At 58.2% G+C, this 23,132-nt stretch carries 29 protein-coding genes; 5 read left to right on the top strand and 24 right to left on the bottom strand.

The window, feature by feature from the left end:
- Nucleotides 1–2: 2 nt before the first annotated feature.
- From IPI58_04760 to IPI58_04715, 10 genes are all read right to left on the bottom strand, one after another.
- A complete protein-coding gene (locus IPI58_04760; protein QQR69960.1) occupies nt 3–431 on the bottom strand; it encodes an acyl-CoA transferase in 429 nt (142 codons plus the stop codon).
- Nucleotides 428–1,078, bottom strand: coding sequence for a hypothetical protein (locus tag IPI58_04755; GenBank protein QQR70045.1), 651 nt, complete (start codon nt 1,076–1,078; stop codon nt 428–430). Before IPI58_04755 ends, IPI58_04760 begins: the two co-directional genes overlap by 4 nt.
- 2 nt (nt 1,079–1,080) lie before the next feature.
- A complete protein-coding gene (locus IPI58_04750; GenBank protein ID QQR69959.1) occupies nt 1,081–1,398 on the bottom strand; it encodes a hypothetical protein in 318 nt (105 codons plus the stop codon).
- Nucleotides 1,399–1,401: 3 nt separating this feature from the next.
- The gene (locus IPI58_04745; GenBank protein QQR69958.1) at nt 1,402–2,421 is read right to left on the bottom strand and encodes a major capsid protein; all 1,020 of its coding nucleotides are present in this window, start codon (nt 2,419–2,421) and stop codon (nt 1,402–1,404) included.
- A gap of 70 nt (nt 2,422–2,491) precedes the next feature.
- Nucleotides 2,492–2,881 carry a head decoration protein gene (locus tag IPI58_04740; protein QQR69957.1) on the bottom strand — a complete coding sequence of 130 codons (390 nt, stop codon included), beginning with the start codon at nt 2,879–2,881 and terminating at the stop codon, nt 2,492–2,494.
- Nucleotides 2,882–2,914: 33 nt separating this feature from the next.
- Entirely contained in the window at nt 2,915–4,225 is a 1,311-nt protein-coding gene (locus IPI58_04735; GenBank protein ID QQR70044.1) for a S49 family peptidase, read from the bottom strand.
- Nucleotides 4,225–5,718, bottom strand: a complete 1,494-nt coding sequence (locus tag IPI58_04730) for a phage portal protein (GenBank protein ID QQR69956.1) — start codon at nt 5,716–5,718, stop codon at nt 4,225–4,227. Before IPI58_04730 ends, IPI58_04735 begins: the two co-directional genes overlap by 1 nt.
- Before the next feature lies 1 nt (nt 5,719).
- Nucleotides 5,720–5,932, bottom strand: coding sequence for a hypothetical protein (locus tag IPI58_04725; GenBank protein QQR69955.1), 213 nt, complete (start codon nt 5,930–5,932; stop codon nt 5,720–5,722).
- Nucleotides 5,933–5,936: 4 nt separating this feature from the next.
- Nucleotides 5,937–7,904 (bottom strand): phage terminase large subunit family protein, encoded by a 1,968-nt coding sequence (locus tag IPI58_04720; protein ID QQR69954.1) that lies wholly within the window; start codon nt 7,902–7,904, stop codon nt 5,937–5,939.
- Complete coding sequence (locus tag IPI58_04715) at nt 7,901–8,458, bottom strand: hypothetical protein (protein ID QQR69953.1); 558 nt, start codon at nt 8,456–8,458, stop codon at nt 7,901–7,903. Before IPI58_04715 ends, IPI58_04720 begins: the two co-directional genes overlap by 4 nt.
- Before the next feature lie 119 nt (nt 8,459–8,577).
- On the opposite strand from IPI58_04715, the gene IPI58_04710 reads away from it, so the two are divergent.
- From IPI58_04710 to IPI58_04700, 3 genes are all read left to right on the top strand, one after another.
- Entirely contained in the window at nt 8,578–9,036 is a 459-nt protein-coding gene (locus IPI58_04710; protein QQR69952.1) for a DUF3489 domain-containing protein, read from the top strand.
- Between the two features lie 143 nt (nt 9,037–9,179).
- Nucleotides 9,180–9,497: a hypothetical protein gene (locus IPI58_04705; protein QQR69951.1), complete on the top strand. Its 318-nt coding sequence runs from the start codon at nt 9,180–9,182 to the stop codon at nt 9,495–9,497.
- Nucleotides 9,498–9,798: 301 nt separating this feature from the next.
- Nucleotides 9,799–10,014, top strand: coding sequence for a hypothetical protein (locus tag IPI58_04700; GenBank protein ID QQR70043.1), 216 nt, complete (start codon nt 9,799–9,801; stop codon nt 10,012–10,014).
- Here the strand turns inward: IPI58_04700 and IPI58_04695 are convergent.
- The 13 genes from IPI58_04695 to IPI58_04635 all read right to left on the bottom strand — a co-directional run bounded on the left by IPI58_04695 (nt 10,011) and on the right by IPI58_04635 (nt 21,469).
- Nucleotides 10,011–11,234 (bottom strand): DNA modification methylase, encoded by a 1,224-nt coding sequence (locus IPI58_04695; GenBank protein ID QQR69950.1) that lies wholly within the window; start codon nt 11,232–11,234, stop codon nt 10,011–10,013. The two genes, IPI58_04700 and IPI58_04695, sit on opposite strands and share 4 nt — an antisense overlap.
- A 5-nt stretch (nt 11,235–11,239) precedes the next feature.
- A complete protein-coding gene (locus tag IPI58_04690) occupies nt 11,240–12,319 on the bottom strand; it encodes a DNA cytosine methyltransferase (GenBank protein ID QQR69949.1) in 1,080 nt (359 codons plus the stop codon).
- 335 nt (nt 12,320–12,654) lie between these two features.
- Nucleotides 12,655–13,086, bottom strand: a complete 432-nt coding sequence (locus IPI58_04685) for a helix-turn-helix domain-containing protein (protein QQR69948.1) — start codon at nt 13,084–13,086, stop codon at nt 12,655–12,657.
- Nucleotides 13,083–13,400 carry a hypothetical protein gene (locus tag IPI58_04680; protein ID QQR69947.1) on the bottom strand — a complete coding sequence of 106 codons (318 nt, stop codon included), beginning with the start codon at nt 13,398–13,400 and terminating at the stop codon, nt 13,083–13,085. The genes IPI58_04685 and IPI58_04680 overlap by 4 nt, the downstream gene beginning before the upstream one ends.
- A 379-nt stretch (nt 13,401–13,779) precedes the next feature.
- A complete protein-coding gene (locus IPI58_04675) occupies nt 13,780–15,942 on the bottom strand; it encodes an AAA family ATPase (protein QQR69946.1) in 2,163 nt (720 codons plus the stop codon).
- A complete protein-coding gene (locus IPI58_04670) occupies nt 15,932–16,699 on the bottom strand; it encodes a hypothetical protein (protein ID QQR69945.1) in 768 nt (255 codons plus the stop codon). The genes IPI58_04675 and IPI58_04670 overlap by 11 nt, the downstream gene beginning before the upstream one ends.
- Nucleotides 16,699–16,893, bottom strand: coding sequence for a hypothetical protein (locus tag IPI58_04665; protein QQR69944.1), 195 nt, complete (start codon nt 16,891–16,893; stop codon nt 16,699–16,701). Before IPI58_04665 ends, IPI58_04670 begins: the two co-directional genes overlap by 1 nt.
- 143 nt (nt 16,894–17,036) lie before the next feature.
- Complete coding sequence (locus IPI58_04660) at nt 17,037–18,731, bottom strand: DEAD/DEAH box helicase (protein ID QQR69943.1); 1,695 nt, start codon at nt 18,729–18,731, stop codon at nt 17,037–17,039.
- A gap of 36 nt (nt 18,732–18,767) precedes the next feature.
- Nucleotides 18,768–19,406, bottom strand: coding sequence for a hypothetical protein (locus IPI58_04655; protein ID QQR69942.1), 639 nt, complete (start codon nt 19,404–19,406; stop codon nt 18,768–18,770).
- A 6-nt stretch (nt 19,407–19,412) separates the two neighbouring features.
- Nucleotides 19,413–20,300 (bottom strand): ATP-binding protein, encoded by an 888-nt coding sequence (locus tag IPI58_04650; protein QQR69941.1) that lies wholly within the window; start codon nt 20,298–20,300, stop codon nt 19,413–19,415.
- A 1-nt stretch (nt 20,301) separates the two neighbouring features.
- Nucleotides 20,302–20,775, bottom strand: a complete 474-nt coding sequence (locus IPI58_04645) for a hypothetical protein (protein QQR69940.1) — start codon at nt 20,773–20,775, stop codon at nt 20,302–20,304.
- The gene (locus IPI58_04640; GenBank protein QQR69939.1) at nt 20,772–21,260 is read right to left on the bottom strand and encodes a hypothetical protein; all 489 of its coding nucleotides are present in this window, start codon (nt 21,258–21,260) and stop codon (nt 20,772–20,774) included. Before IPI58_04640 ends, IPI58_04645 begins: the two co-directional genes overlap by 4 nt.
- Nucleotides 21,257–21,469 (bottom strand): helix-turn-helix transcriptional regulator, encoded by a 213-nt coding sequence (locus IPI58_04635; protein QQR69938.1) that lies wholly within the window; start codon nt 21,467–21,469, stop codon nt 21,257–21,259. Before IPI58_04635 ends, IPI58_04640 begins: the two co-directional genes overlap by 4 nt.
- A gap of 135 nt (nt 21,470–21,604) precedes the next feature.
- On the opposite strand from IPI58_04635, the gene IPI58_04630 reads away from it, so the two are divergent.
- The gene (locus tag IPI58_04630) at nt 21,605–22,015 is read left to right on the top strand and encodes a helix-turn-helix transcriptional regulator (protein ID QQR69937.1); all 411 of its coding nucleotides are present in this window, start codon (nt 21,605–21,607) and stop codon (nt 22,013–22,015) included.
- 4 nt (nt 22,016–22,019) lie between these two features.
- Here the strand turns inward: IPI58_04630 and IPI58_04625 are convergent, their stop codons facing one another.
- Nucleotides 22,020–22,316 carry a hypothetical protein gene (locus IPI58_04625; protein QQR69936.1) on the bottom strand — a complete coding sequence of 99 codons (297 nt, stop codon included), beginning with the start codon at nt 22,314–22,316 and terminating at the stop codon, nt 22,020–22,022.
- Between the two features lie 148 nt (nt 22,317–22,464).
- Between IPI58_04625 and IPI58_04620 the strand changes: the two genes are divergently transcribed.
- On the top strand, nt 22,465–23,121 hold the full coding sequence (locus tag IPI58_04620; protein QQR69935.1) for a helix-turn-helix transcriptional regulator: 657 nt from the start codon (nt 22,465–22,467) through the stop codon (nt 23,119–23,121).
- The last annotated feature ends 11 nt before the right edge of the window (nt 23,122–23,132 follow it).

The raw sequence follows: 23,132 nt of genomic DNA, 5'->3' as shown, positions 1-23,132 counted from the left end.
GTTCAGCCCAATTGGCTGTCGGTCGTGTAAATCAGTTCAATCGGTACGATGGCCGCCTTGACGTTCGCTGCGCCTTCGATCACGACCGAGCTTGTGTCGGCGGCATGAGGCGTCACGCGATCGCACAGGCCGCCGAGCGTTTGATCCGCGATCAACGCGACAGCTATTTTCTGAAAAAGCGCATCCATCATCTGATCGCGCTCCGTCGCGGTGCCTGCCTGAACAAAGGCCTCCAACGACGCGAGGTGCTGCCAGTAATAGGAAAGCGGCGAAAGGATCGTCTCAGGCTCGCCGGGGTCGCCATCGCGTAGAATGAGCAAACCGCCTGTCGGAACTTTTTCAGGTAAGACTTCGTTGCGCAAAACCCTGGGGCCAGAGACGGTCTGAAGGGTTTCAAACAAGGTTTGAAGAACGGTTTCCCGCGTTGTCATTTCTCAGAAATCTCCTGCCAGTTTTGAACGACAAAGCGCGGCAACGCGTCGTTCCACTTCTTTTCGGCGCTGCCGATATCGAAGCGTTTCTTGATCGAGACTTGCGGAACCAGCAGAAACATGATCGCCGTGGTCAGGCCGCGACCCGTTCGCATGGCCGTTGCGCTGGCCTTGGCAAAACCGCCGCGCTTGCCTGTTCGCGCGCGCATGTTGTCGGCGACCAGCAAGGAAACGGCTCCGCGCCGATAAATGAACCGGAGCCGCTGCCCGTGAACCTGTTCCCACGTCGCGGGCGTTATTTTCTTGCCCATTGCGTACTTGCCGGCAGCAGGCATCGGAACAGCCAGAAACAGGCCTTTCGTCGAACGCAATAAAGCGCCATGCGCATAGACGCTGATGATGTTTGGGGCTTTGCTGAACACGAACCCCGCCGCGTTGATGCTGGCCTGTCCTTGCGGAAAAACCATACCGCGCCAAGTGTTAGCCAACCTCTGGCCGAGGCCTGCGCTTGTGATCTGGCCGCGCAATTCCAGCTTGAGGCCATCCGTGGCTGCACGAACGCCTTGTGTGACCGCACGCTCCGCCGCCTTCGTTTCCTGTGCCATGATTTTGGTCAGGCTGCCCTGCAAGGCAGCCGCAAGGCGCAAGCTCATGCGGCCCTCGTATTCAAAGTCCAGACAAGGCGCAACGCATCCGCGACGGGAGCGCCTTGCACGACGTAGTTTTTTCCGCCAATCAGGAACATGTCGTCCTCTTCGGGGTCTTGGATATCCGTCATACGCACAAGCAGCGTCAGCGTGTCCGAGACGATTTTTGCGTCGCCAAAAGATACGACTTCATCCGGTTGTTTCAGGATCACACGCACATCGGATCCAGCCCCGCCTGCCTGCGGGAGATAGACCGCATCGGCGGCGATGTTCGGATCCGCAAACAGATCGTCCATCGCCGCCGAGAAAGCGTCTTCCATTGCTTACGTGCTGCTCATCAGCTGCACCGCGAGGCGGGGCCGCTTATTAATCGGCAGGATCGAGGATTCCGTTCGGATCTCGATAGCCCCACCGTCCGGACGCGCCAACTGACGGGCATAGATCGGCAGACCGATGGTATTGACCGTCTCGATTAGGTTGGCAGGCGCGCCATAGGTGACGAAGGTGTCGAGCGTGCCCAAGGGGAACGCAATGCCTTCGCCCGCCGGAACGAGTGTTTCCGTCGCGCCGGTCGAGAGCGTAACCGTGGCCGAGTATTCTTCGAACACGATGCCCCCGAACGGGAAGCGGCGTCGGGCGTCTTCGCGCAGAGGCTGCATGCCCGAGGCGTAGAACTTGTAGGCTTCCACGACCTTGGGATGTCCGATCAACTTGTCGAAGAACTCCGGCGAGACAAGCGCGAGAACGGAACTCATGCTCTCGCCCTTCAACTCCGTTTCGATCTTGCGCAAAACGTCGCGGATAATCGCTTGAATATCCGAATTGGCGTCGCCGAAATCGAAGTCCACGGACAGGCGCGTGAGGCCGAACTCCGTGAAGTAGTTGTAGAGCGTCGTGCCTGCGCCGTCCCGCACCGTGCCGCGAAGCGCATTGATTTCCATGAACTCGCGGGTCTGGGCGTGTTTGGCGCGCATGCGGGTCAGCTTGCGCTCCATCAGAACGGCGAGCGGATCGCTGCTGTCCGCGCTGCCGAACCCACGCACGCCTTGGATGTCCTGCGGCGTGATGTTGTCGTCGTGCGGGATCCACGGCACGGTGAACGAGCGCATCGACCGGCTGTCGCGGTTGGCGACGGTCGAAGGCCCACCCAAGGGCACGGTCGGCAGAAGGTTCAACACGCCTTCCGCCTGTTCGATCAGGACGGAGCGTTGCGTGATGCCTTCGAACCGAAACAGGCACATCTGGCCGAGGCGCGTGTAGATGTTCGGCAGGATGTTGATGGCCTGCGTCATTTCCGCAAGCGAATAGCCGCCTGCGTCAAAAGGATTGATGATGACAGTCATGAGTTTCTCCAGAGGTTAGACATGAAAAAACCGCCAAGAAGGCGGTTTCGGGTGGGATATGTAAGGTCGCTTAGGCCGTGTCGCGGACGACTAGGCCGTGGCTTGCAAGCTGGGCGATCTTGGCCGCTTTCTCTGCCGCCAAATCGACGCTGGCGTCATAGGCCAGACGATTCTTCGACAGAAGGATGGGGCCGCGAGCCGCGACGAGACCGACGGCATCCGCCGCCGTTGCGTCCACGATTTCCAGCAAGACGGCGCAGGCGTTTTCCGCGCCTTCGTCGCCCACGACTTCGGCGACAGGCGAAGCGCGGTATTTGCCGGAAGCCGTGATCTTGCCCAGCACCGTGCCGATGGCATAGGAAGCTCCGGATTTGAGTGTCACGAACTCGCGGCTGTAGCGAGGTTCAAGCTCGTATTTCACGAGATCGCCAAGCGTGGGGTTTTGCGTCAATGCAGTCATGTTGTCTTTCTCCTTCAGGTTTGATAGTTGCGGTTACGCTTTAGACTTCTCTGCCGCTGCGCGGGCGCGGCGGACGATGGGGCTGTCGACAGACGTGGCCGTGGGGGCCGTTGCCGCCGCAACGACGCCGGTCGCATCCGAACGCGCGGCTAGCTCGTCAAGCACGGCGCGTCGCATGGCATCGGGTTTCAGTCCTTTTGCCATCGCCTCGGCCACATCAAGCGTTACGCCCAGCCTCGCTGCCTGCGCGGCGATTTGGGCCATTTCCGCGTAGCTTTCGCGCACTTTTTGCGTGACTTTCGCCTCAATCGCCGTTTGATCTGCCGTTTCGGGGGCCGGTTCGGCTGCGGGTTGCGGGGGCGTAGGCGCAGGATCCGCTGCCGGAGCGGCAGGCGGCTGCTCGGGTTGCGGCGTTTCAACCTGCGTTTGGGCTTCGATTTTCTTGGATTCGGCATTCATTAGTTTGTCCTTTCGGTTTGTTGAGAATTGAGAAAACGTCAACGTGATAGAAGACCCCAAAGCGGCAAGCGCCGTTTCGCGGCTCATCACGGCATCGGCAAGCCGGACGTCAAGCGCGGACGCGCCGCGATAGACGCCCGCTTCGGTGCCGCGAACAGTTTCGGCCTGAAGGCCACGATTTTTGGAAACGAGCGCGACAAAGGCGGCATAAAGCCCGTCGACGTCCGCTTGGATTTCCTCGCGCGCGCGGTCGGCCAAAGGCTCGTGGGGATTTCCATCGACCTTGCGCTCGCCCGCATAGATGAAGTTCCAGGCAAGACCGGCTTGTTCGTCCGCTCCGCTTTCATCGACATGAACGGCGACGACCCCGATGGAGCCGACTTCCGCCGTTTGCGTCAGAACGATTTTGTCGGCGCACGAAGCGATGGCATAGGCAGCAGACAACGCGCCCTCATGCGCTAACGCCCAGAGCGGTTTGCCATATTGAGCCTTGAGCGCCGCGATCTTGTCGCACAGATCAAAAAGGCCGCCGACTTCCCCGCCGGGAGAGTCAATTTCGAGCAAAACGGCCCGCGCGGACGGATCGGCAAAGGCTCTTTCGATGTTCTGCCCGACTACCGCATAGCTGGTTAGACCGCTGAGCGCCGCGAGGTAACTGGAACGGGTAACAAGCGTCCCCAATACCGGAACAACGGCCACGCCCTCGGCAGTGATCTGCAAATCCTCGTCGTCACTGGGCGCGTTTTCGCCGCCCAGAGCCAGAGTCTCGCCGCAAGCGCCCGTCAGACGTGGGCCGAGGACGGAAAGTAGCACGTCCAGTTTGGGCCGCGCCAACATCAACGGCGCGCCAAACACACGGGCGGCAATATGCGGAAGATCGTTCATCATGTCGTTTGCTGTTCCTCAAAGGTTTGATTGGTTTGATCGTCTTGTTGCGTGTTTGGCTGCGGCGCGGGCAAAGCCTTCGTTTCCTGAAACGAAATCCCAAGCTGCGCTTCCTGCTGCCTCTCTGCCGCGATCTCGGCATTGACTTGTGCAATGTCGTAGCCGCGCTCGGCGATGGCCTGCGTCCGGCTTTTGAGTCCTGCGTTGATCTGTGCAATCTCGGCGTTGGCATCCTTGAGCGGATCGACCCAATCCCACTTGGGCGGCAACCAATCGCAAACGAGATATTCGGATCGCTTGGCCTCATAGTTCCGGATCGTCAACGCGCCCGACAAAACGGCCATATCCATCCAGCGTTCCCAGACGCGGCGGCATAGCTGCCAAACCATGACCGAATGCTGCCAAGCTCCGACACGCCGTCTGAACTCAAGAAGCGCCATGCGGGAGTTTGAATAATTTGCTTTCAGCATGTCGCCGGAGACGTAGGCGTAAGGCACGCCCGTTGCCGCAGCGATTTGCAGGATCGTGCGGTACTGAAACGGCTCGTAGGTCTGACCGACATCGGCGGGCGACGAGGTTTGAACCTCTTCGCCGGGCTCCAGCATCGTGACTTGGCCGGGCTGCACGTCCATGACGCGTTCGCCATTTTCGTCTTCCTCGGTCGCATCGAATGGTTCGGTCGGCGCAGGCGTCGTGATAAACAACGCGTACATCGCCGCGACCTTCTTACGATCAAGTTCCGCATCGTCGTACTGGTCGAGAAGAAACAGCTTGACGATGGCGGGAGCCAACCGCGAGACGCCACGCAATTGACCGGCATCGCCTGCGTCCATCAGATGCATAACGTTCAAGGCTGGAATGCGCACCGTCTCGCTTGTCAGGTCGGGTTGCGTCAGATCGCCGGGATGACGGCGCAGAAAATGATAGGCCACGCGCCGTCCGTTGCCGTCGAACTCAATCCCGCACCGGATCACATTGCCGTTCGCAAGAACCTCGTTCTTGGTCAAAGGCAGCATCTCCGTCGGCAAAAGCTGCAATTGAAGCGGCACAGGCAGGCCGAGCGACGGGGAAACGGGCCGGAAGACAAAGAACGTCTCGCCCGTGATAAACATCTCCCTCGCGGCGCGGCGTTGCAGGCCGTAAAAGTCCGTCAGCCCTTCGGCATCGGCATAATCTGTCCAGTTGGCCCATGTCCCCACGACGCGGCTCTTAAGCCGGGCGTTGCTGATCTTGCTTGAGGGGGTGATCCCGTCGCCCACGGCGTTGCCCGTCCAGCTTTCCGCTGCATTTGTGGCATAGCCGTTGTTCCGAACGAGATAACGCGCCCGCGCCGTAATTGTAGCCCCGGCACTGACCAGAAGCGTGTTCAGGTGCAGGCGCGATGGCTGAAACGTCCGTAGGCGCCTGTTGCCCTGGGAAGCTTCGAAACCTCCCGTCGAGAGCGAGCCAAAAGCTCCGTGCCAGACGCGCGTGATGTTTGAGAGCAGCCCCATTCTAAAGCCCCTTGCTGCCCGACGTAAAGACACGGCGGCGCGGTTTGCCGCTTTCGAGAACGGCGATGCGTTTTTCCAGGTCGGTAATGGCCGAAGCCATCTCGGCATCTGTCGCGTAGGAGATGCGGCGGCCCTCGACATCGATGCTGCGCACCCCGCGCCAGCGCGCGGCGAGCAACGCCTCAAGGCGCGCTTTCATGTCGTCAAGGGTCATGGGCCTATCTCAAATAAGATGAATGAAACGTCCGCCGTTTGCTTGGCGGTTTGCGGCGCAACACGCCTGCGTTGCGCGGAGATTCTTCTGCTGTATCCGCGCTCTCCCGCTCTTCCGCCGCGACTTGCGCTTCAAGTTCTTTCCACCGCGCTTCCGAAAAGCGGTCGATACCGACGATCCAAGCGGCGGCACGGGCGTAGACGCGGCAGTCGAGCGCCTCGTTACGTTCGCGCAGCTTTTGCCATTCCAACCGCGAGAAACCGCGTTTGGTTTTGACGGTGACAAGTTGCTCCGCCGTCAGTTGTTTGATCCATTCGCTGTCGATGCCTTCGGGCAGATGCACCGTGCCGGGCGGAAACAAAGCGCCGTCTTCGATCTCTTCGGCTGTCGGGCGAACAAGGCGCAGGAAACGATAAGTCTCTGTTTTGAACGTCGACCCCGCGACAACCCAGAGCTTCGCGCCGCGTCGGATTTTGCGTCCGCCTTCGCTCACATCCACGTAAGTCGGGCCAGTCACGGGGCTGGCGCGGTTGAACCCTTCCGCACCTTTGACGGCCATAACCTGAGCGCCGCCCATCTTGCGCGTCCACGCATAGACGGCAGGCGCTTCATAGCCGGAGTCCACGGCCAGCTTGGCAATGGTCAGATGCGGGCCGTTTTCATGCGGCCATGTTTGCGTCAACATTTGCGCCAGCGCATCCCAAGCAACAGGATCGTCCGGCCCGCCGGGAATGATGATGTGGTCGACAAGCCAGCTTTCAAGGCCGCGCCCCCACGCCCAGATATCGACTTCGATGCGGTCTTTTTGAACGTCCGCGCCTGCTGTCATGAACAAGCCTCCTTTGGGAACCTTTCCCAGACGATAGGGTTCGCGGCGCTCGCACAGGATTTGCCAGTCAGGCGCTTCACCGCTCTCGACCCATGTCTCGCCAAGCACGCTGTTTTTGAAGCCTTTCATCGCCTCGTCATTTCCCTGCGCCGCTTCCCAATCGCGAGCGATGCGCTCCCAGCTCAGCCAGCCGTGCGGCGAATACAAGCTGGAGATATGGTAACCAACCGTCAGCGGATCGGCGCTGATCGCCGTCGCGCGCCATTCCCCATGCTCCAGCATGAAGGTTTTATGGCACTCATTGATCCGCCCCTCGCAATGTTCGCAGTGATAGGCAACCGTTTCCGGTTTGCCTTTCTCCCAACGCAGCCTCTCGAATTGCAAAACCTGCTTGTGGCCGCAAAACGGGCACGGGATGAAATATTTGCGCTTGTCGCTGGCATCGTATTCGCGTTCGATACGCGAGATGCCCTTGATCGTCGGCGTCGAGCACAGAAACACTTTGCGTCGCCACGCAAAGGTGCGCGTCCGAGCTTCGGCCAACGCGACAGGATCGCCTTCTTCGCCTGCGCTGGCGGGATAAGCGTCCACTTCATCGAGAAACAGATAGCGCGCGGGCATGGAACGCAGGCCCACCGCGCTGTTCGCGCCGGTTATGACCAATATCCCACCCGGAAACTCTTTGGACAGGATCGTATTGCCGCTGTCGCGCGACCGCGCCGGAGCCACACGCTCCCGCAGGATATCGCTTTCCTCGATCAGCGGGTCGATGCGCTGCTGGCTGAAGCGTCGTCCCAACTCGACGGTCGGTTGCACCGCCAGCATCGGGCCTGGCGCGTGATGGATGACGTAGCCGATCCAGTTGTTGCCGCACTCCGACCCGCCAAGCTGTGCGCCTTTCATCAGCACGACGCGCTGGTAAGGCGACGACGGCGACAAGGAATCCATGATCTCGCGCAAGTACGGCGTGCGGCTCGTGCGCCAAGGCCCGGCCTCGTTTGCGCCGCGCGGCGAGAGAACGCGATTCTCATCCGCCCATGTCGAAACCGTGTGATCCGGATCCGGCGTAAGCCCGTCCATCCAGCCGCGCAGGATCGCGTCCGCCCCGTCGAACGAGGCGATGCTTTCTTCGATGCCGATCATGAGCGGATTTCAATCTTGATATCGGCAAGCTGCGTCAAATGTTCGCGCACCAGCTTTTCCAGCGCGACTTGCACTTGGTGCGTGTCCGCGCCGATGTCAGCAGCCAGTGCAGAGGCAACGCGTGTTGGCCACATCTGCCATGCGTCGCGCTCTTGTTGCGCGATGCGACGGATCAACACAACGGCCTGTGCTCGATCGACAAGCTCTCCCTTAAGCTTCTGCAGTTTGACGCGGCGCTCTTGCGCTTTCAGAACCTCGTTCGCCGTGCGGGCCTGCACGAAGGTCGTGCCCCCTCCCGTTAACGGCGCGTGTCCGGACTCTCGCAGCGTGTCGCCGACAGCGCGGATCGCCGCTTCCGGCACCGCCTTTCCCTTCGGCTTTTCTTTTTGCCGCACCTGCGCGGGATCTGTGTTTTTCGCCAGAGCCGCGATGGCCTTGTCGGCGTCGATTGTCCTATCGCCTTCAAGCCGGATGCGGCCTGAAGCGATGGCTTTTTGCACCGCGCCCCGGCTTTTGCCCCACAGGGCGGCGAACTCTCGTTGACTGACTCCCATATGCCATGTTCCTGCGCTCCAGTGTCGCCCCCGCACGATCATCTAATGATCGAAATAAGCCGAAATTAGCCATCTGATTGCTCGTTATTCACTGGATAAGTGCTGCGAATGAAGCGTTCATGTCCTTGTTAAACAACAGCTTTTTAAGGAGAACACCCATGCCCAAAAAGGCCCAAAAACAGGTCAAGGCCAAGCCCAAAACCTTCGTCAAGAAGGCGGTCAAAACCAAGGCCCAAAGCAATGGCAAACCAACCAACGACGAGGCCTTGTCCGCGCCGATGCAGGCCGGACTTGCCGCCGTCGCCGCCATGAAGCCGACAAACGATGCGCCAGCGCGGGAGACAAAACTCACCAAGGTGATCGAACTGTTGAGCCGACCCGAAGGCGCGACCATCGAGCAGCTTGTCGACGCGACGGGCTGGCAGAAGCACACCGTGCGCGGCGCTCTCTCCGGCACGCTTCACAAAAAACACGGTTACCAAATCGTTTCCGAAAAACCCGTGACGGGGCACTCGGTAGTGGCAAACAAGCCTGAGTACGGAAAGCGCGTCTACAAAATCGCGCAGACCAAGCAATAAAACAATCCAGCCGCGCCGGTTGATTATTCAATAATCAATCGGCACTTATCTTCGCAATCATATGATCCCTAATTGAGTGGATAATCTTGCGACGAAGAGCGATCATCACCATGTAATGAGAAACGCATTTATTGGAGGTCATTATGCAAAACAACAACCCGCTTCCCACCGCAAACCCTCAGTGGGGCTTTTGGGGCACAAGCATTCGCAGTGATTACGACGCGCCGATGGTCTGGAACGCGATGAACCAGCTGCTTGCAGATCGCTTTGATCTTACGCCTGAACATACGCGCGATCTTCTTGATGCGCGGTTCGGTCGCCATCTTGCCAACGAGTTGAGCTTCATCAAAGGCGGCCCTGCGAGTCCCGAAGCGATTGCCGAACACATCGACAACATTTTGAAAAACAGGAGCTGGCGGAATTACTTCCGTAAAGCCATCAACGATACCAAAGCAGCGTGAGGCGACCATGTCCGGAGAACTTTTCGTCCGCTTTGCCCGCAAGCCTTTCCGCTTTGATGAGGTCGAGGCAGCCGCCAGAGACACCGACGATCTGGGCAGCCATGTTTCAATCGTAGAAACCAAAGAACTCAGCGCGGAAGAATACGATGATTTCATCGCAGCCCCGCTTCGTGACCGCGAGTGGCTTGCCGGAAAAGGCGGATACCTCAACAAGAAGCGTCAAGTCATCGCTGTCACCGCGCCAGAGCGCCAAACGCTTTATGTCGATCCGTCCGGCTCAAGCTACGGTCGCTATGTCGGTCTGCGCGTTCCGACCCCCAGCTGCCGCTATCCGGAAGTACAGGTTCGCCTTGCTGGACGAGACGGTAACGCTTTTGCCATCCTCGGACATTGCCAACGCGCCGCGCGGAAGGCCTACCTGCCGGAAGATGAAATCAAGGCGTTCATAGCCGAGGCCAAGAGCGGCGATTACAACCATCTCCTGACCACCTGCATGCGCTGGTTCGATTGCGTTTAAGGTTGTGAGACCAACTCAGCTTTCTTGCCCGTGAACTCCTCCCACCTCTGGACGATCACATCGCAGTATTTGGGATCCAATTCGATCAGGCGCGCCTGACGGCCCGTTTTCTCACAGGCAATCATAGTGCTGCCGGAGCCGCCAAAACAATCCAAGACGATATCGCGGCTCTTGCTGCTGTTGCGGATGGCGCGTTCGACCAGCTCGACGGGTTTCATCGTCGGATGCAGATCGTTTTTCCTTGGCTTGTTGACAAACCACACATCGCCTTGATCGCGCGCGCCACACCAGAAATGATCCGCACCTTGCTTCCAGCCGTAGAGGATAGGCTCGTACTGGCGCTGGTAGTCTGAACGGCCCAGCGTAAATGTGTTCTTGGCCCAGATCACGAAAGTCGACCACTTGCCGCCCGCCGCAACGAAGGCCTTCTGCAACGTGTGCAATTCGCTCGACGACATGCAAACGTAGATTCCGCCTTTGCAAACCGCAATCATATTCACGCAAGCATCGTAAAGGAACGCTTCGAACCCTTCGCCCAGATTGTCGTTCATGATCTTGCGGTCATTGCCGCGCAACTTGTCCTTGGCCGTATTGCCGTAATCCACGTTGTAGGGAGGATCCGTAAACACCATGTCGGCCAACGTGCCATCGAGAACTTTCTCTACGTTCGAAAGCACGGTGCTGTCCCCACAAAGCAAACGATGATTGCCAAGGATGTAGATATCACCGAGTTTTGTTTTTGGCTCGACGGGAGCTTCGGGAACGGCTTCGTCGTCCGTATTGCCATGGGTGTCGTTTCCGCCGCCTAACATCGCAGCTAATTCGTCATCACTGAAGCCGATTTGAGAAAGATCATAACCGAGACCTTGCAAATCTTCTACTTCCAGATCGAGTAACTCATCGTCCCATTCCGCCCATGATGCCGAGCGATTGGCTATCAAGCGAAGGGCCTTGATTTTAGTTTCCGATAAATCGTCGACAAGGGTCACGGGAACCTTAATCATGCCCAAACGTTGCGCGGCTTTAAGACGCAAATGACCGTCAACAACAAGGCCGTCCGAGCGAGCCATGATCGGAATCCGAAAGCCGAACTCCTGTATCGCTGCAACCATCTTGTCAATCACATGATCGTTCTTGCGAGGGTTACGCGCATAGGGAATGAGCTTGTCGATTGCCCACAGCTCGATCCGGTCAGCAAGTTTGCAATTCGAAGAGGTCATGATGTTCAATTTCTTTCGATAACTTTAGTTGCCAGAGTGCAAAACGCATAAGCTGCGACCAACGGAACCACGCCGTTGCCGCAAAGTCGGAGCCTGTCCACCCTGTTGGCCAGCCCATCAGCACCTCGACAAACAGCGGGTTCAAGGTGCGGGGCGCGTTCGAGATAGCGCTGCCACCCAGCCTCGTCCTCGGGGCTTGGCGGGAAAGGTTGCTCCGCGTCTTCGTTTTGCTGTCGACGAGAACGCCGTCTTTCCAGTCCCGCGCCGTCGGCGTCGCCCACTGGCGCATCATCTCGCTTCGGTTCAAACCGCTCGAACGCTTGCCGGTGCAGGCGCGCGGCGTGGGCCAGTATTTGCTGGCTTCGGTCAGACTGATCCCGTGATCCGAACTTGTGCTGCCCGGCTCGTGCGCCCGAGGCGTTGGCCATAACACCGATTGCGCCGTCAGAGATCCGAAGCAACGATCCGTCCTGTCGCCGTTGCGCTTGAGGAACGTGTCCTGCTTTTCGCCGCTCTCCTGCGCCCTCGGCGTAAGCCAAGATGAAGAGCCGCTCGCGCTTGTGCGGCGCGCCGACTTCTGCCGCTGTAAACAAGCCCGCCTTAACGCGGTAACCCATTGCTCGAAGGTCATCGTGGACTTGCTCGAACCCCAATCGTAAATGTCCGCCGACGTTTTCAAAGAAACAGACTGGCGGTTTGACTTCGCGGACGATCCGCGCAATGTGCGGCCAGAGATGACGCGGGTCTTTGTCGCCGAGCTTGCGCCCCGCCACAGAGAACGGCTGGCATGGATAGCCGCCATGGACGATATCCACCATACCGCGCCACGCTTTGCCGTTGAATGTGGCAACGTCGTCCCAGACAGGCGCACGATCCAAGGCCTCGTCTTCCATCCGCGCCACGAGCGTAGACGCGGCATAGCTTTCCCGCTCGACGTAACAAACAGTTCGATATCCTGGCATGGCAAGGTGGAAGCCGAGGTCGAGCCCGCCCGCGCCCGCGCAGAGCGAGAGACCGAACAGCGAGCGCCCTTCGTTTGGGCATGCGTAATCGCCTCCGGCGGCAGGTAAAGCCAGACCATTCAAATCAAACCTCTGTTGTTAGTAAAAGCTGGCTTCCCTTTGTCAGGAGTCCAGGCAGGAATCCGCCCCCACGGGGCGGTTTAACTCTTTGTTTTCCATGAGAAAATTGAGCTGTACTCGGAACCACAAGATGTGGGGTGGCTTCCCGCTTTCAACCCCTACATGTAGCGAAGTCCTGTGCTCTTGCCGCCAGCATACGTTGGGGCCGAGGGAGGACCCGCTCGTCTCCCGATCATGCCGTGCAGTCTGGCAGAAAATGCGCAAACGACGCAGAACTAAAATGCGCATGGGGTTTATCAATAAATTGAATCGCTTAAAGAACGCGTGCGCATTTTTGCCTATCCGCCTTGGATGTGTCGCTTGTAAGGGAGCGTGATTTTCTCCTTCGGATTGCTCAATCGATGCACGATTTTCATGAGCGCGATTCGCCAATCGTACTGCAGCTTGCGCACCGACCAGCCTGTCTCAAGACCGATGCGCTTCCAGCGAATGCCGTTGGCCCGCAGCCAAACGAGGCGCACTTCCTCGCGCTCAAGCCACATGAGCCACAGCATGACTTCGTCCATCTCGGTGATCTGGTGAGCCGTGGGCGGGCCGGGTCTGACATGCGCGTCCTCCCAGCCATACGCTTCCATCGCTTCGCGCACGATGGGCGGCCATGCGTTGAAGTATCCTTGCACGGTGACCTTGGGCAGCTTGCGCATCGTGTACGCCGCTTGCTCAATCCGATCTGCGACGTCGGACACGGTCTTCTTGACGCGGGGGCTCATGCGACCCTCCCGTAGGTCTTGCCCTCCAGCATGTCGCGCGCCCATTGGCAGTTGTCGATCTTGGCAAACTGCAGGAGCGCAATGCGCGTCTCCTCAAGCGTGGTGAAGCCGTAGCGGAACAGCATCTCGCCGAACAGCGTTTCGGGACTCGTGCCACGCGCATGCCGCCACCCTGTCCAGAAAGCGCCGCTTGAACAAACGCGGCTTTCACAGATGTCGTACCTGTCACGCACGCGCACATCGTAGACGCGACCCGTGTGCGAGTATTTCCAGTAGATGTTGGCGTCACGCGCCTTGATCCGGTTTGCCATCATGAGATGCACCTCCTGTCAGTTGGGATTGGAAAATGGGGAAAGGTTTGGGGCATCGCGGAACCTGTCCGCGCGCAGACTCCCTCGACCGTTGGAGGAGAGAACGCCGTAAGGCGTCTCTCTCTCCCGTAGGGAGAGTGGGAAAACGTCATTCTGTCATTCTGGAATAACGCGCTGAGAAATAAGGCGAATTTTCCAGATTTCCGGACTGCCGGGCAGAATGACGTGTCATTCTGGAAATGGGCTGTAACACCATAAAAACAAAGGCGGATTCTAGAATGACAGAGTGACGCCGCGTCTAGAATGACGTCATTCTGGCCCAGAATGACAAAACGCAGGCCCAGAATGACAGCCGGTTTGGATGGGGTTCTGCGGGCAAAAATCATGGCTCGCCCCCATCGTGATAGACCCAGATTTCTGGGTTCTCGACGGGCAGGATCGCGCCGTCGTTCGGCTGTTTGAAATGCGTCGGCAAGAGCAGGATCATCACGTCCGTGATCTCGCCCGTTTGCGGATCCACGTTGGGCTCCGCGCGCGGGATTTCCATGCCCTCGACGCACATCATGCCGTACTTGCTTTTGGCAGCACCGTCCTTGTTGAACTTGATGTAGCCCTTTGTGGTCAGCACATCGATGCGGTCGCGGATGGAGTGGGAGCCACCGAGGCCCGCCTTGTTCTCGAAGGCTTGGGAGAATTGCGTGGGGGAATAGAGACGCCCGCGTTGCGCTTCGTCATAGAGAAGTTGCAGGATCACGTCGTGGCGACGGCGGCGCTCGTTGTCGAGACGTTCGCCATGCTCCTTGTTGACGAGGCGCTTGGACTGGTGCTCGACCTCGCGCCAGATGCCGTTGATCTTGTCGACGTATTTTGAGGGTATCGCCTTGCCGTTGCGCAGCTCGAACATCAGCTCGCGCACGCTCTGGCTCTCGTCGGGGCGAAACATGATGATGCCGGTCGTGTAGAAGCTGCGCAAACTACCCGCGCCGCTAAGGGCCTGAAACGGGTCTTCTTCCAGCATGCGCTTCGTGATTTTGCGCGTGTGGTGGGCGAGAATGACACCCGCTTCGGGATTGACGAGAAAACGAAGCTTTTCGACGCGCTCCTGAAGGAAGTTCAGCATGGCGGTGTTGTCGTTCTCGCCGCCGTTTTCGCCCGCGTCGAACACGTTGCGCAGAGGGTCGATGGCGATCACATCCAGCAATTTCGGATCGAAATGCCGCGCAATCGTCTCGCGCACCATCTCGACGCCCTTGTCGTCGAGGATCAGGCGCACCTGCGGCGTGATGACGAGGTTTTTGCGAACGAGAGGCAAAATCTCCGGATCAATATCCATCTGCTGCAACCGTTCGCGCAGGTAATGGTAGCCGATCTCGGTTTGCAGGCAGAACACGTTGAGAGGCCGCGGCGGAATGAAGCCGAGAAACGGCCTTCCGGCTGCGGCGTGCACCAGAAGGGAAAAAAGAAAGTCGGATTTGCCGACCTTGGGCGCGCCGCCGAAGACCGCAAGGCCGCTGGGCGTCAGAATGCGCGGTGCAAGCAGGTCTTCCGGCATGGGGCTGTCATCATCCAGAATGGCTCCGACAGGATAAGCGGGGATCGTGGCCACGGCAGGCGGCGTGACGGGCTCCGGCATCGCGGCTTCGACATGGGCGCGGACATCCATGCCTTCGGCAACAGCGTCCGCCGCATCCCAACCGCCGGGCTTGCCTTGCGGGATGGGCAAAATGCCAACGCTTCTGGCTCCGGCGGCCAGCGCCGCCTGCGCGGCTTTTTGCGCATAAGACAGGCCCGGTAGATCGTTGTCCGGCCAGATCAGGACGCGCTTTCCGGCCAAGGGCGACCAGTCTGTCTTGTCGGTTGGCGCGTTGGAGCCGCACACGGCGCTCGTGGCCGGAATGTCGGCAGCAATAAGGGCATCCGCCGCTTTTTCGCCTTCGGCCAGAACGACGACGTCAGCCTTTGCGATGTCCGGCTGCTTATAGAGGGGGCGGCCCGAAGTGGGGGCTTCGGATTTATGGGTGACGGCGTTCCAAATCCTGAAGGTCTTTTTGCGCTGGCCGTTTTCCTCGTATTCGTGGCGATAGACGACAAGAAGGATCGTGCCTTGGGTATCGGTGTAATTGTATTGTGCGACAGGCGCGCCGATTTCAGGCGCTTTGCTCTTCGCTGTTTTTGAAACCGGCATAGGCAGGCGCTCGGCCATGTTCAGATATTCGGCGATGTTTCGGATCGCAGTCGTGTAGTCCTCGCGCCGGACAATCTGCCAAACGTCAATCAGGTCGCCGAACTTCTGGCCCGTGGCAAAATCTTCGCCGACGCCCATCTTGTTCTTGCGCACGCTGAGCTTCAGGCTCTCGCCGCGCGCGCCGTAGATATCGCCGCAATGAAACTCCTCGCCAACATAAACGCCGTTCGGCAAAAGATGGTCGAGGATTTGCCGATAGCAATCGGCCATGCGTTCCTTGAGCAGGACGACATCGATTTTCTTGCGCTGGTCGGAGCCTTGCCGCCGCGCATCGTTGAAGTCCATCTTCTCATGCGCCATGCCAACACCTCTTGGCGTAAGGGCAGCACAGGCACAGGTAAAAATCGGGATTGGCGGCTATGCGGGGCAACTGCTGGCCTGCATCGGTGGCTTGCAGAATGTTGACGGCCTTGTCGCTTGTGCTTTGCGCCAGAGAGGCGTCGAAAGGCACAAGTTCGTGATAAAGCTCCTGCGTATCCTTGTTGAGCGCCGTGAAAAGCGCGGGGCAACGTGCCAGATCGGGCATGTAGCCCTGATAGAGAGCGACTTGCGCGGCATAAAGCGGTTTCGAGATCGCAAGGCCGCGCTTTGCCAGATCTTGCCAGCTTTTGTCCTTGAGTGCCTTGTGTTCCCATAGCGAAGGGAACACAAACCATGATGGGCCTCCGACGATAACACCGTCGATGTGACCCTTGATCCGCCCCTTGGCGACCGAAAAGCCGAATTGCCCGCCATCCGCTTTTTCCGTCCGCAGATCGAACCCGGCACCGCGCAGCCATTTGACCGACAGGGCCTCGAATTGATGCCCCGCGTCGAAAATGCGTAGCGTCTGTCCGTTAAAATCCTTGCCCTGATCCTTGGGCGCGCCGACATATTCATACTGGATGCGGCGGGAGCAAGGATCGCCAAGCATGGACGCGCCCAGATATTCACGGCGCGGCTGCTTCTGTCGCTCGGCGATCAGTCCCGTGTCGACCAACTCGTTGATCCGCACAGCGATCGGAAGCGCGCGGGGATCCTGCGGGGGCTTGTCGGAGCCGTGGTTGAAGTCGAGCATCAAAACGGCACCTCCGGACTGCCTTTGCGCATGGCGTCCTGGTAGGCCGTGACGATGACCTCAATCAGCGTAAGAACCTGTTCCTTGCTGTAGGCGGAAAGAGGCTTGTCCATGCCAATCTCGGCCACGCATTCGCCCAGCGGCTTGAGGCAGGCGTTAAGGGAAGCGCGTTCAAAATCGGTCATATCAATCATGCCGCCAGACTCCTTGAAAAGACGCGCGTACAGATCGAGGCAAAGCATCGAGCAGAAACGCCGTGCAGGTTTTTTTGGTTGTTTGATCAGCGCAGGCATAAAGCCGAAGCCGCGTTGTTCCCGGTAACAAATGGCGCACCATTTCACGCGGCCTCCCTGTTTCCGACGGCTTGTTCGACCAGTTGGCGGATGCGGCCTTTGTTGAAGCGGAAATTAAGCAGGCAGGACGCGCGATACTTCGTCATGCTGAAGTCCATCCGCGCCGTCTCGCCGAGCAAGGCGAGTTGCTTTTCGCTTGCGGGTTCGTTCATCCAACGGCGGGTTTTGTGGGCGCTTTCGCTTGTCTCGTGCTCGTTCAGAAAGTCGTCGGCCACGGCCATCATGACGACGCGTTCGCCTGTGCCGAGAATTTGCACAGCGCGCTCGAACCCGCCGACGGCGTGCCAATAGCCGCCAAGCCAGAAGATCGCTGCCCATGCCGAGAAACCGGAGGCCATCAGCGCCGCGTCATCGTCGAACAGGTCAATCCAACGAAAACTGCTGCGTTTCAGAAGGTCGATTTCTGTCAGGGAGAAGTTTTCGAGGGGGAGCGGTTCTTCGTCGCCTGCGCCAGCTTCGCCCGTCGCAGCACTGGAGAGGAACTCGAAACCACACAACGCGCATTCCTGCGCAGAAAGAGGAAGGATTGCGCAGCATTCGGGACATTCTTTCGTGGGCGCATCGCCTTGAACCGTTTTGCCATCCAGATTGACGTCCTGCTCCAGACTGCCGTGCATGAGCGTGGACGTTCCAAAGTCGAGCACGATGCAGTCTGTTTTTATGACGCCGGGATGTTCCTTGGGATCGATGGTGCGCAGGCCGCGCCCGACCATCTGGATCATGGTCGACTTGTAAGAGCTTGGGCGCAGCAAAAGGACACAAGATGTTGGCGGATAGTCCCAGCCTTCCGTCAGGACGGCCACGTTGACGATCACGCGCGCGCTGCCTTGCTGGAACCGCGCCAAAGCCAGGCGGCGGTCGCTGTTCGCCATTTCGCCGTGAACGATGACCGCTTCTACGCCGTTGTTCTGGAAGGTCTGTCGGACGTTTTCGGCGTGCACGATGGTGGAGCAGAACACTACCGTTTTGCGATCATGTGCCTGTTCCTGCCAATGCCTGACAACCGCGCCGGTAACGACAGGCCGATTCATGATCTCCTCGACTTCGTTCATGTCGAAATCGATTGCTGTTTTGCGCACCTTTTTGAGGTCTTCCTGCACGCCGACATCGACGACGAATGTGCGCGGCGGCACGAGATGGCCGGATTTGATGAGTTCGGCCAGCCTGATCTGGTCGCCTACATTGTCGAAGATCGGACGCAGGGCTTTCTGATCGCCGCGATTGGGCGTTGCCGTCAGGCCGAAAAGCATCAGGTTGGGATTCTTGGCCTTCGCTTCCTCTATGATCCTCAGATAGCTCGTCGCCGCCGCGTGGTGGGCTTCGTCAATAACGAGCAGATCAAGATGCGGCATACGCGACAAATTGTCCTGTCGCGCCAAGGTCGGAACCATCGCAAACGTCGCACGCCCATGCCATGACTTGCTATTGGCATCGTAGATGGACGTGGTCAGTCCGGGATTGACCCGTGCAAACTTCGTGACGTTTTGCGCCGTCAGTTCGTCGCGGTGGGCAAGGATCGCAGCCTTGCCGCCCATTTCGCGCAAAATTTCGCCCGTAGCCGCCGACAGCATGATGGTTTTGCCAGCACCTGTCGGGGCGACGCCGAGCGTATTGCGCCGCTGTTTTAGCGCAGCGACGCAATTTTCGACAAAGATCTTCTGTCGTGGCCGGAGGAGCATCGGACACCCTTAAACAAACAAAACGGAAAACGAGGATTAGCGAGCCCAGGTCGGGACGTTGCTGTTCGGCGTTCCTTGCTGCTGCGGGGACTGTTGCTGAGGCTGCGACTGCGCAGGCATCTGCTGAGGCGATTGCGTTGGCTGCTGCGCATATCCGGTCTGCGCGCCGAACATGACGCCAGCATATTCGGGGTTCTTGCGCGTCAGAACGTACTGCAGGCGATTTTTGTCGGCATAATTGTCCTTGCCTTTTTCGATGCCGATCTTGGCGACAAATTGCAGGCCGTTGAACGCGCCCCAGTCCTGCGTGATGCGTTTCTGCTTCGATGCAGGGCTGTCGTCGTCGGGATCAAGACCGAAGGCGCTGTCCAACATAGCGCGCAGGGCCGCTTTTGTAATACCCCACGCCTTGGATTGGCCGCGCTCATCGACCTTGCCTCCGGAAACGGTCATGTTCTGCCAGAACTTGCGCTTGGCGAACGGGCCTTCGAGAACCGTGAACTCGCAATTGAGGTATTCCACGTCGCTCGTGTTGCTGCGGGTCAGCCAGCCGCCTTGGCCCGCGCTGCCGGGGCGAATGGTGATGACGACCTTGGCAATCGTGCCCGCCGGAATAAGTTCGCCGACCTGCTGTTGCCCGGCGTCGTTGAAATCCATCCCTTGGTTCTGGTACATGTTTGTTTACTCCTGTGCTTGTTGAACGACATTTGCGGGGGTTTCGGCATCGGTCGGCTGTGGCCTGCAAAACTCCAGCCGTTCCGATGCCGTCTTTGTGAGGGGTTGCCTGATTTTGTCCATGAGCCGCCCAAGATGCGGTTCCTCGATCATGGCGAGGCGTCCGCTGCGATCACCCGCCGGATAGCTCCACGGGTTCAGAGCTTGGCAAACAAATGCGCGATAGGCGGATCCGTCGTCTGCCTTGATCTCGGCCATCGTGACAACCTGATCGACGATGCCGGGCAGCTCAAGGCCCGTCTTGCTGCCGTCGATCTGCGGCGTGAAGATGCGGCGATTGAAGTCATCCGTCTTTTCATCGAGGATCCCGACAAACCAGACGTTCTTGCCGCGCGTGTGCTGAAGGTGCGTCAGCCAACCGATCATCTCGCGGCCCAAGAGGCCATAGGCGCCTCTCGTATCCGGCTTGCCCGTCTTTTCGCTGATGGCTTCGGGCTGGCCCGTGCACCATTGGAAACACAGACGCGCGGCGACCGTGATGCTGTCGACAAAGATCGTGTCGTATTTATCGAGCGCCGCAGCATCGCCGAATTGGCTGCAAACATGATCGTAATGAGCTTGGCTATAGGGCTGGTTGTCGCGCAGCGCCGGATTGGGGCCGCCAATATAGGCCGCGAAGTCACGGCATTCCTGCCATGTGCGCGGACGGATCGTGTCGCCCGCCCAGCCTTCGACGGCAAGATCGCCAGCTTCAAGGTCAATAAACAACGTGCAGGCCGCATCAAGCGTCCAGAGCAAACTGGTCTTGCCGATTTTCCAACGCCCGAAAATGCAGCCTTTGATGCCGCGCTTTTCGGACAGTCTTTGATCGGCGGTTATGATCTGAAAAGTCATGTTACGCCTTGTTTTTGGGTTTGAGGGTATAGGTCTCCCGTCCCGGCACGACGGCGCGCGCGGGGGCGAGGATTTTCTGAATGTCCGGAGGCGCGGCAGCGTATTTGCGCTCGTCGACCTTGAACTCGGCCTTCGCATAGTGCTTGGCCGTCTCGGCGGGCATGGAATCCAGTGCCGCGATCAGTTTGGTTTGATCCCATTTGACGGTCTTGCCGACTTCGGCGGCGACGTCAAAGCCGCAATCTTCCAGATGCACAACGCCCGTATCTTTTCCCGCATCAAGCCGCGCCTTCTGCGCCGCCTCGCTGTATTTGCGGTTCAATGCGCAAGCGAGCTTGTCCTTGCGCAGTTTGAGCAGCGTTGTGTCTTTGTCGAGCAACTCGATCAGATCAGCCAGCTCAGGCGTTGCCAACGCGGCAATCGCGGCGATGTCCATTTCATCAAGCGCGGCAGGATGGAAATTGCGAATGTTCATTGAAGGCCTCCATAATTTTGTCCGTAAAATGCAATGAGAGCAGCCTCGGCCATGCCGTCGTCTTTGCGGCGCGACCACAGATGCGCAAAGCGCGGCATCAATTGGCTGGCGCGATAGCGCGCATCGTCCTTGTTTTTGGAAACCTTGAGCTTTGTTTTCCACGTAACGGGGGTCACAAGCGTCATGGGAAGAAAATGGGCCGCCACGATCCCTTTGATCGCGCCATAGCTCTCGCCAAACGAGAACATGCTGGCGACGCCCTGTTTCGGCATGGCGGACACGCGTTCAATAAAAACGCCAACGCGCGCGGCGTTCTTCGTTTTGTCATCGATGATGTTGGAAAGAGCCGTCAGGTCAAGAACACGACGTGTCCCCTTCGCCTTGCTGATCGTCAGCGTCGGCATCGGGCACACATCCATCTCTTCGCCGAAGCGAAAAGCCAGAGCGCCGGACAGGCCGGGATCGATGCCGACGAAAAGCGTCATTCAGGGCTCTCCACGCTATAGAGATCCTTGTGCTTCACGCGGCCCTTCGTGACGGCAACGATTTTATCGGCGATAGCTGGGCGCGGACGGCGCTTCCCATTGGCGTATCTGGATACGTTCATGGCAGCGCTTGAGCTGTCCATGCCAAGCATCCGCGCGAATTCCGCGTAGGAGATGTTATTCTTTGTGAGATAATCGGCCAGTTTCATGGCCTGATTACATATCCTATCAGGATAGGTTGAATCAAGATTAATATGGCCTGATAGGATAGGAAAAAGAAAGTATTTGCGTTAACCATCCAATTCGGATAGGATGGGCCATCCAAATTGGATGGGGTAACGAACATGAACAGATTGAAAATCATAAGAAAACAGGCTGGCTTCACTCAAGAAGAGGTTGCCAAAAATTTTAAGGTCACGCCACAAACAATTTTGCGTCTCGAGAAGGGAGAGCGTGGCGTTACGCTCGATTGGCTCGAAAAACTGGCAAAATTTTACAAGGTTCGCGTGTCCGCTTTGGTCGATGACATTGATGTCAGCGACATCAAGCAGCCGGACGCGGACGTCGACGAAGTCCTCTTGCGGGAAATCCTCACCTACGCCCAGAAGCGATGCGAAGGGGCCGATGTCGATCCCGCCACGCTTGCCAAGGTCGTGTGCAAAACCTACAGAAAATGCCGTAAAATGAACGAAACGCCGAAAAAAGCCGAGATCAAGGAACGCGTGGACGACATGCTCACCTGCGTCGTCGACTGACAATTCAATTCGCCCCCGCAAAACGCGTCAGATAGTCCATCGCTTCGTCAAAATAACGGCAAGGCAATTCTTTCATATCTTCAATTTGATATGCGCTGAGGAACGCCTCGCGCAAAAGAATGGCGCTGCAAGAGATTCTTTCCGCACGGGAAAGGATGACGCCTTCCAAGATCTTTACCTGAGTTTCATTAATCGAGGGGTACAGTCCGGTGAAAAGCAGCGATTGTTCAGTTGAAAAGAGATTTTCTTCCTCGGCCATTTCCTCAAAGACGAGGGACACTATCACGTTGGGACTGCTCATGAAAACATTCCGAAAAATATTGATCGCTACCAAATAACAGCAAGCATGGGTTGCAGAATGCCTGAAAGTTGGTCGAAAATCAACAAAAATCTTGACATTCGGCATGAATAATGCCGAAATCAGGCATTAATGATATGGAAAGCATAACATGGCACTCACCCCTGACCAACTCCGCGCCGCTCGCGCGCTTCTCAACATCTCGCAGGATGAACTTGCAAACGCGTCCGGCGCTTCCCTCACATCCATCCGCCAATTCGAATTGGGCGGCATAACCAAGCTGCAGCAAAAGACGGAAAGTGCCCTTCTTTCGTATCTCAGCGAAAAGATCGAGTTCATCGGCGTACGCGGTGTTGCGCTGCGGGAGAAAGATCATCTGATTTTGGAAGGCGAAAACGTCATCGCCCAGATGTTTGAGGACATACATACGCATTTACGCGGCCAGGAAGGAGCGGAAGCCTTGTTCTTGTGCGGCAGCACGCCGTGTCTCTTCGCCCCCGAACTCGTTGAATATTGCAATGCTCTGCGCGAGGCAGACTTCACCTACCGTGCGATTTGCCACAAGAAGGATGCCACATCGCCCATACGTACCGCCCCCGCAAACTTCACGCCACTTCCGCTGCAAGTCGTCTACGGATCGACCGTCGCGCAGATGCTCGGCCCCGACCGGATCCTCTTAGTGCGCACCCCCATGCTGGCGAAAGGCCTGAAACAGACCTTCGAGATGCTCTGGGAGGCCTTGCCTTCGCCTGAAGCCGAAACCGAAGAAGGCGCAGGAGAGCCTAGAAAAAAGGCTCTGAGAGCGTAACGACCATATCC

It is taken from the genome of Alphaproteobacteria bacterium (assembly GCA_016699305.1).
Lineage (GTDB): Bacteria > Pseudomonadota > Alphaproteobacteria.
The sequence above is the reverse complement of the archived record's forward strand: the minus strand, read 5'-3'. Positions and strand labels throughout refer to the sequence as shown.

Coding starts and splice junctions, on each gene's coding strand:
- IPI58_04760 (QQR69960.1), bottom strand. CDS start 431: ATGACAACGCGGGAAACCGTTCTTCAAACCTTGTTTGAAACCCTTCAG.
- IPI58_04750 (QQR69959.1), bottom strand. CDS start 1,398: ATGGAAGACGCTTTCTCGGCGGCGATGGACGATCTGTTTGCGGATCCG.
- IPI58_04745 (QQR69958.1), bottom strand. CDS start 2,421: ATGACTGTCATCATCAATCCTTTTGACGCAGGCGGCTATTCGCTTGCG.
- IPI58_04740 (QQR69957.1), bottom strand. CDS start 2,881: ATGACTGCATTGACGCAAAACCCCACGCTTGGCGATCTCGTGAAATAC.
- IPI58_04735 (QQR70044.1), bottom strand. CDS start 4,225: ATGAACGATCTTCCGCATATTGCCGCCCGTGTGTTTGGCGCGCCGTTG.
- IPI58_04730 (QQR69956.1), bottom strand. CDS start 5,718: ATGGGGCTGCTCTCAAACATCACGCGCGTCTGGCACGGAGCTTTTGGC.
- IPI58_04725 (QQR69955.1), bottom strand. CDS start 5,932: ATGACCCTTGACGACATGAAAGCGCGCCTTGAGGCGTTGCTCGCCGCG.
- IPI58_04720 (QQR69954.1), bottom strand. CDS start 7,904: ATGATCGGCATCGAAGAAAGCATCGCCTCGTTCGACGGGGCGGACGCG.
- IPI58_04715 (QQR69953.1), bottom strand. CDS start 8,458: ATGGGAGTCAGTCAACGAGAGTTCGCCGCCCTGTGGGGCAAAAGCCGG.
- IPI58_04710 (QQR69952.1), top strand. CDS start 8,578: ATGTCCTTGTTAAACAACAGCTTTTTAAGGAGAACACCCATGCCCAAA.
- IPI58_04705 (QQR69951.1), top strand. CDS start 9,180: ATGCAAAACAACAACCCGCTTCCCACCGCAAACCCTCAGTGGGGCTTT.
- IPI58_04695 (QQR69950.1), bottom strand. CDS start 11,234: ATGACCTCTTCGAATTGCAAACTTGCTGACCGGATCGAGCTGTGGGCA.
- IPI58_04685 (QQR69948.1), bottom strand. CDS start 13,086: ATGAGCCCCCGCGTCAAGAAGACCGTGTCCGACGTCGCAGATCGGATT.
- IPI58_04680 (QQR69947.1), bottom strand. CDS start 13,400: ATGATGGCAAACCGGATCAAGGCGCGTGACGCCAACATCTACTGGAAA.
- IPI58_04675 (QQR69946.1), bottom strand. CDS start 15,942: ATGGCGCATGAGAAGATGGACTTCAACGATGCGCGGCGGCAAGGCTCC.
- IPI58_04670 (QQR69945.1), bottom strand. CDS start 16,699: ATGCTCGACTTCAACCACGGCTCCGACAAGCCCCCGCAGGATCCCCGC.
- IPI58_04665 (QQR69944.1), bottom strand. CDS start 16,893: ATGATTGATATGACCGATTTTGAACGCGCTTCCCTTAACGCCTGCCTC.
- IPI58_04660 (QQR69943.1), bottom strand. CDS start 18,731: ATGCTCCTCCGGCCACGACAGAAGATCTTTGTCGAAAATTGCGTCGCT.
- IPI58_04655 (QQR69942.1), bottom strand. CDS start 19,406: ATGTACCAGAACCAAGGGATGGATTTCAACGACGCCGGGCAACAGCAG.
- IPI58_04650 (QQR69941.1), bottom strand. CDS start 20,300: ATGACTTTTCAGATCATAACCGCCGATCAAAGACTGTCCGAAAAGCGC.
- IPI58_04645 (QQR69940.1), bottom strand. CDS start 20,775: ATGAACATTCGCAATTTCCATCCTGCCGCGCTTGATGAAATGGACATC.
- IPI58_04640 (QQR69939.1), bottom strand. CDS start 21,260: ATGACGCTTTTCGTCGGCATCGATCCCGGCCTGTCCGGCGCTCTGGCT.
- IPI58_04635 (QQR69938.1), bottom strand. CDS start 21,469: ATGAAACTGGCCGATTATCTCACAAAGAATAACATCTCCTACGCGGAA.
- IPI58_04630 (QQR69937.1), top strand. CDS start 21,605: ATGAACAGATTGAAAATCATAAGAAAACAGGCTGGCTTCACTCAAGAA.
- IPI58_04625 (QQR69936.1), bottom strand. CDS start 22,316: ATGAGCAGTCCCAACGTGATAGTGTCCCTCGTCTTTGAGGAAATGGCC.
- IPI58_04620 (QQR69935.1), top strand. CDS start 22,465: ATGGCACTCACCCCTGACCAACTCCGCGCCGCTCGCGCGCTTCTCAAC.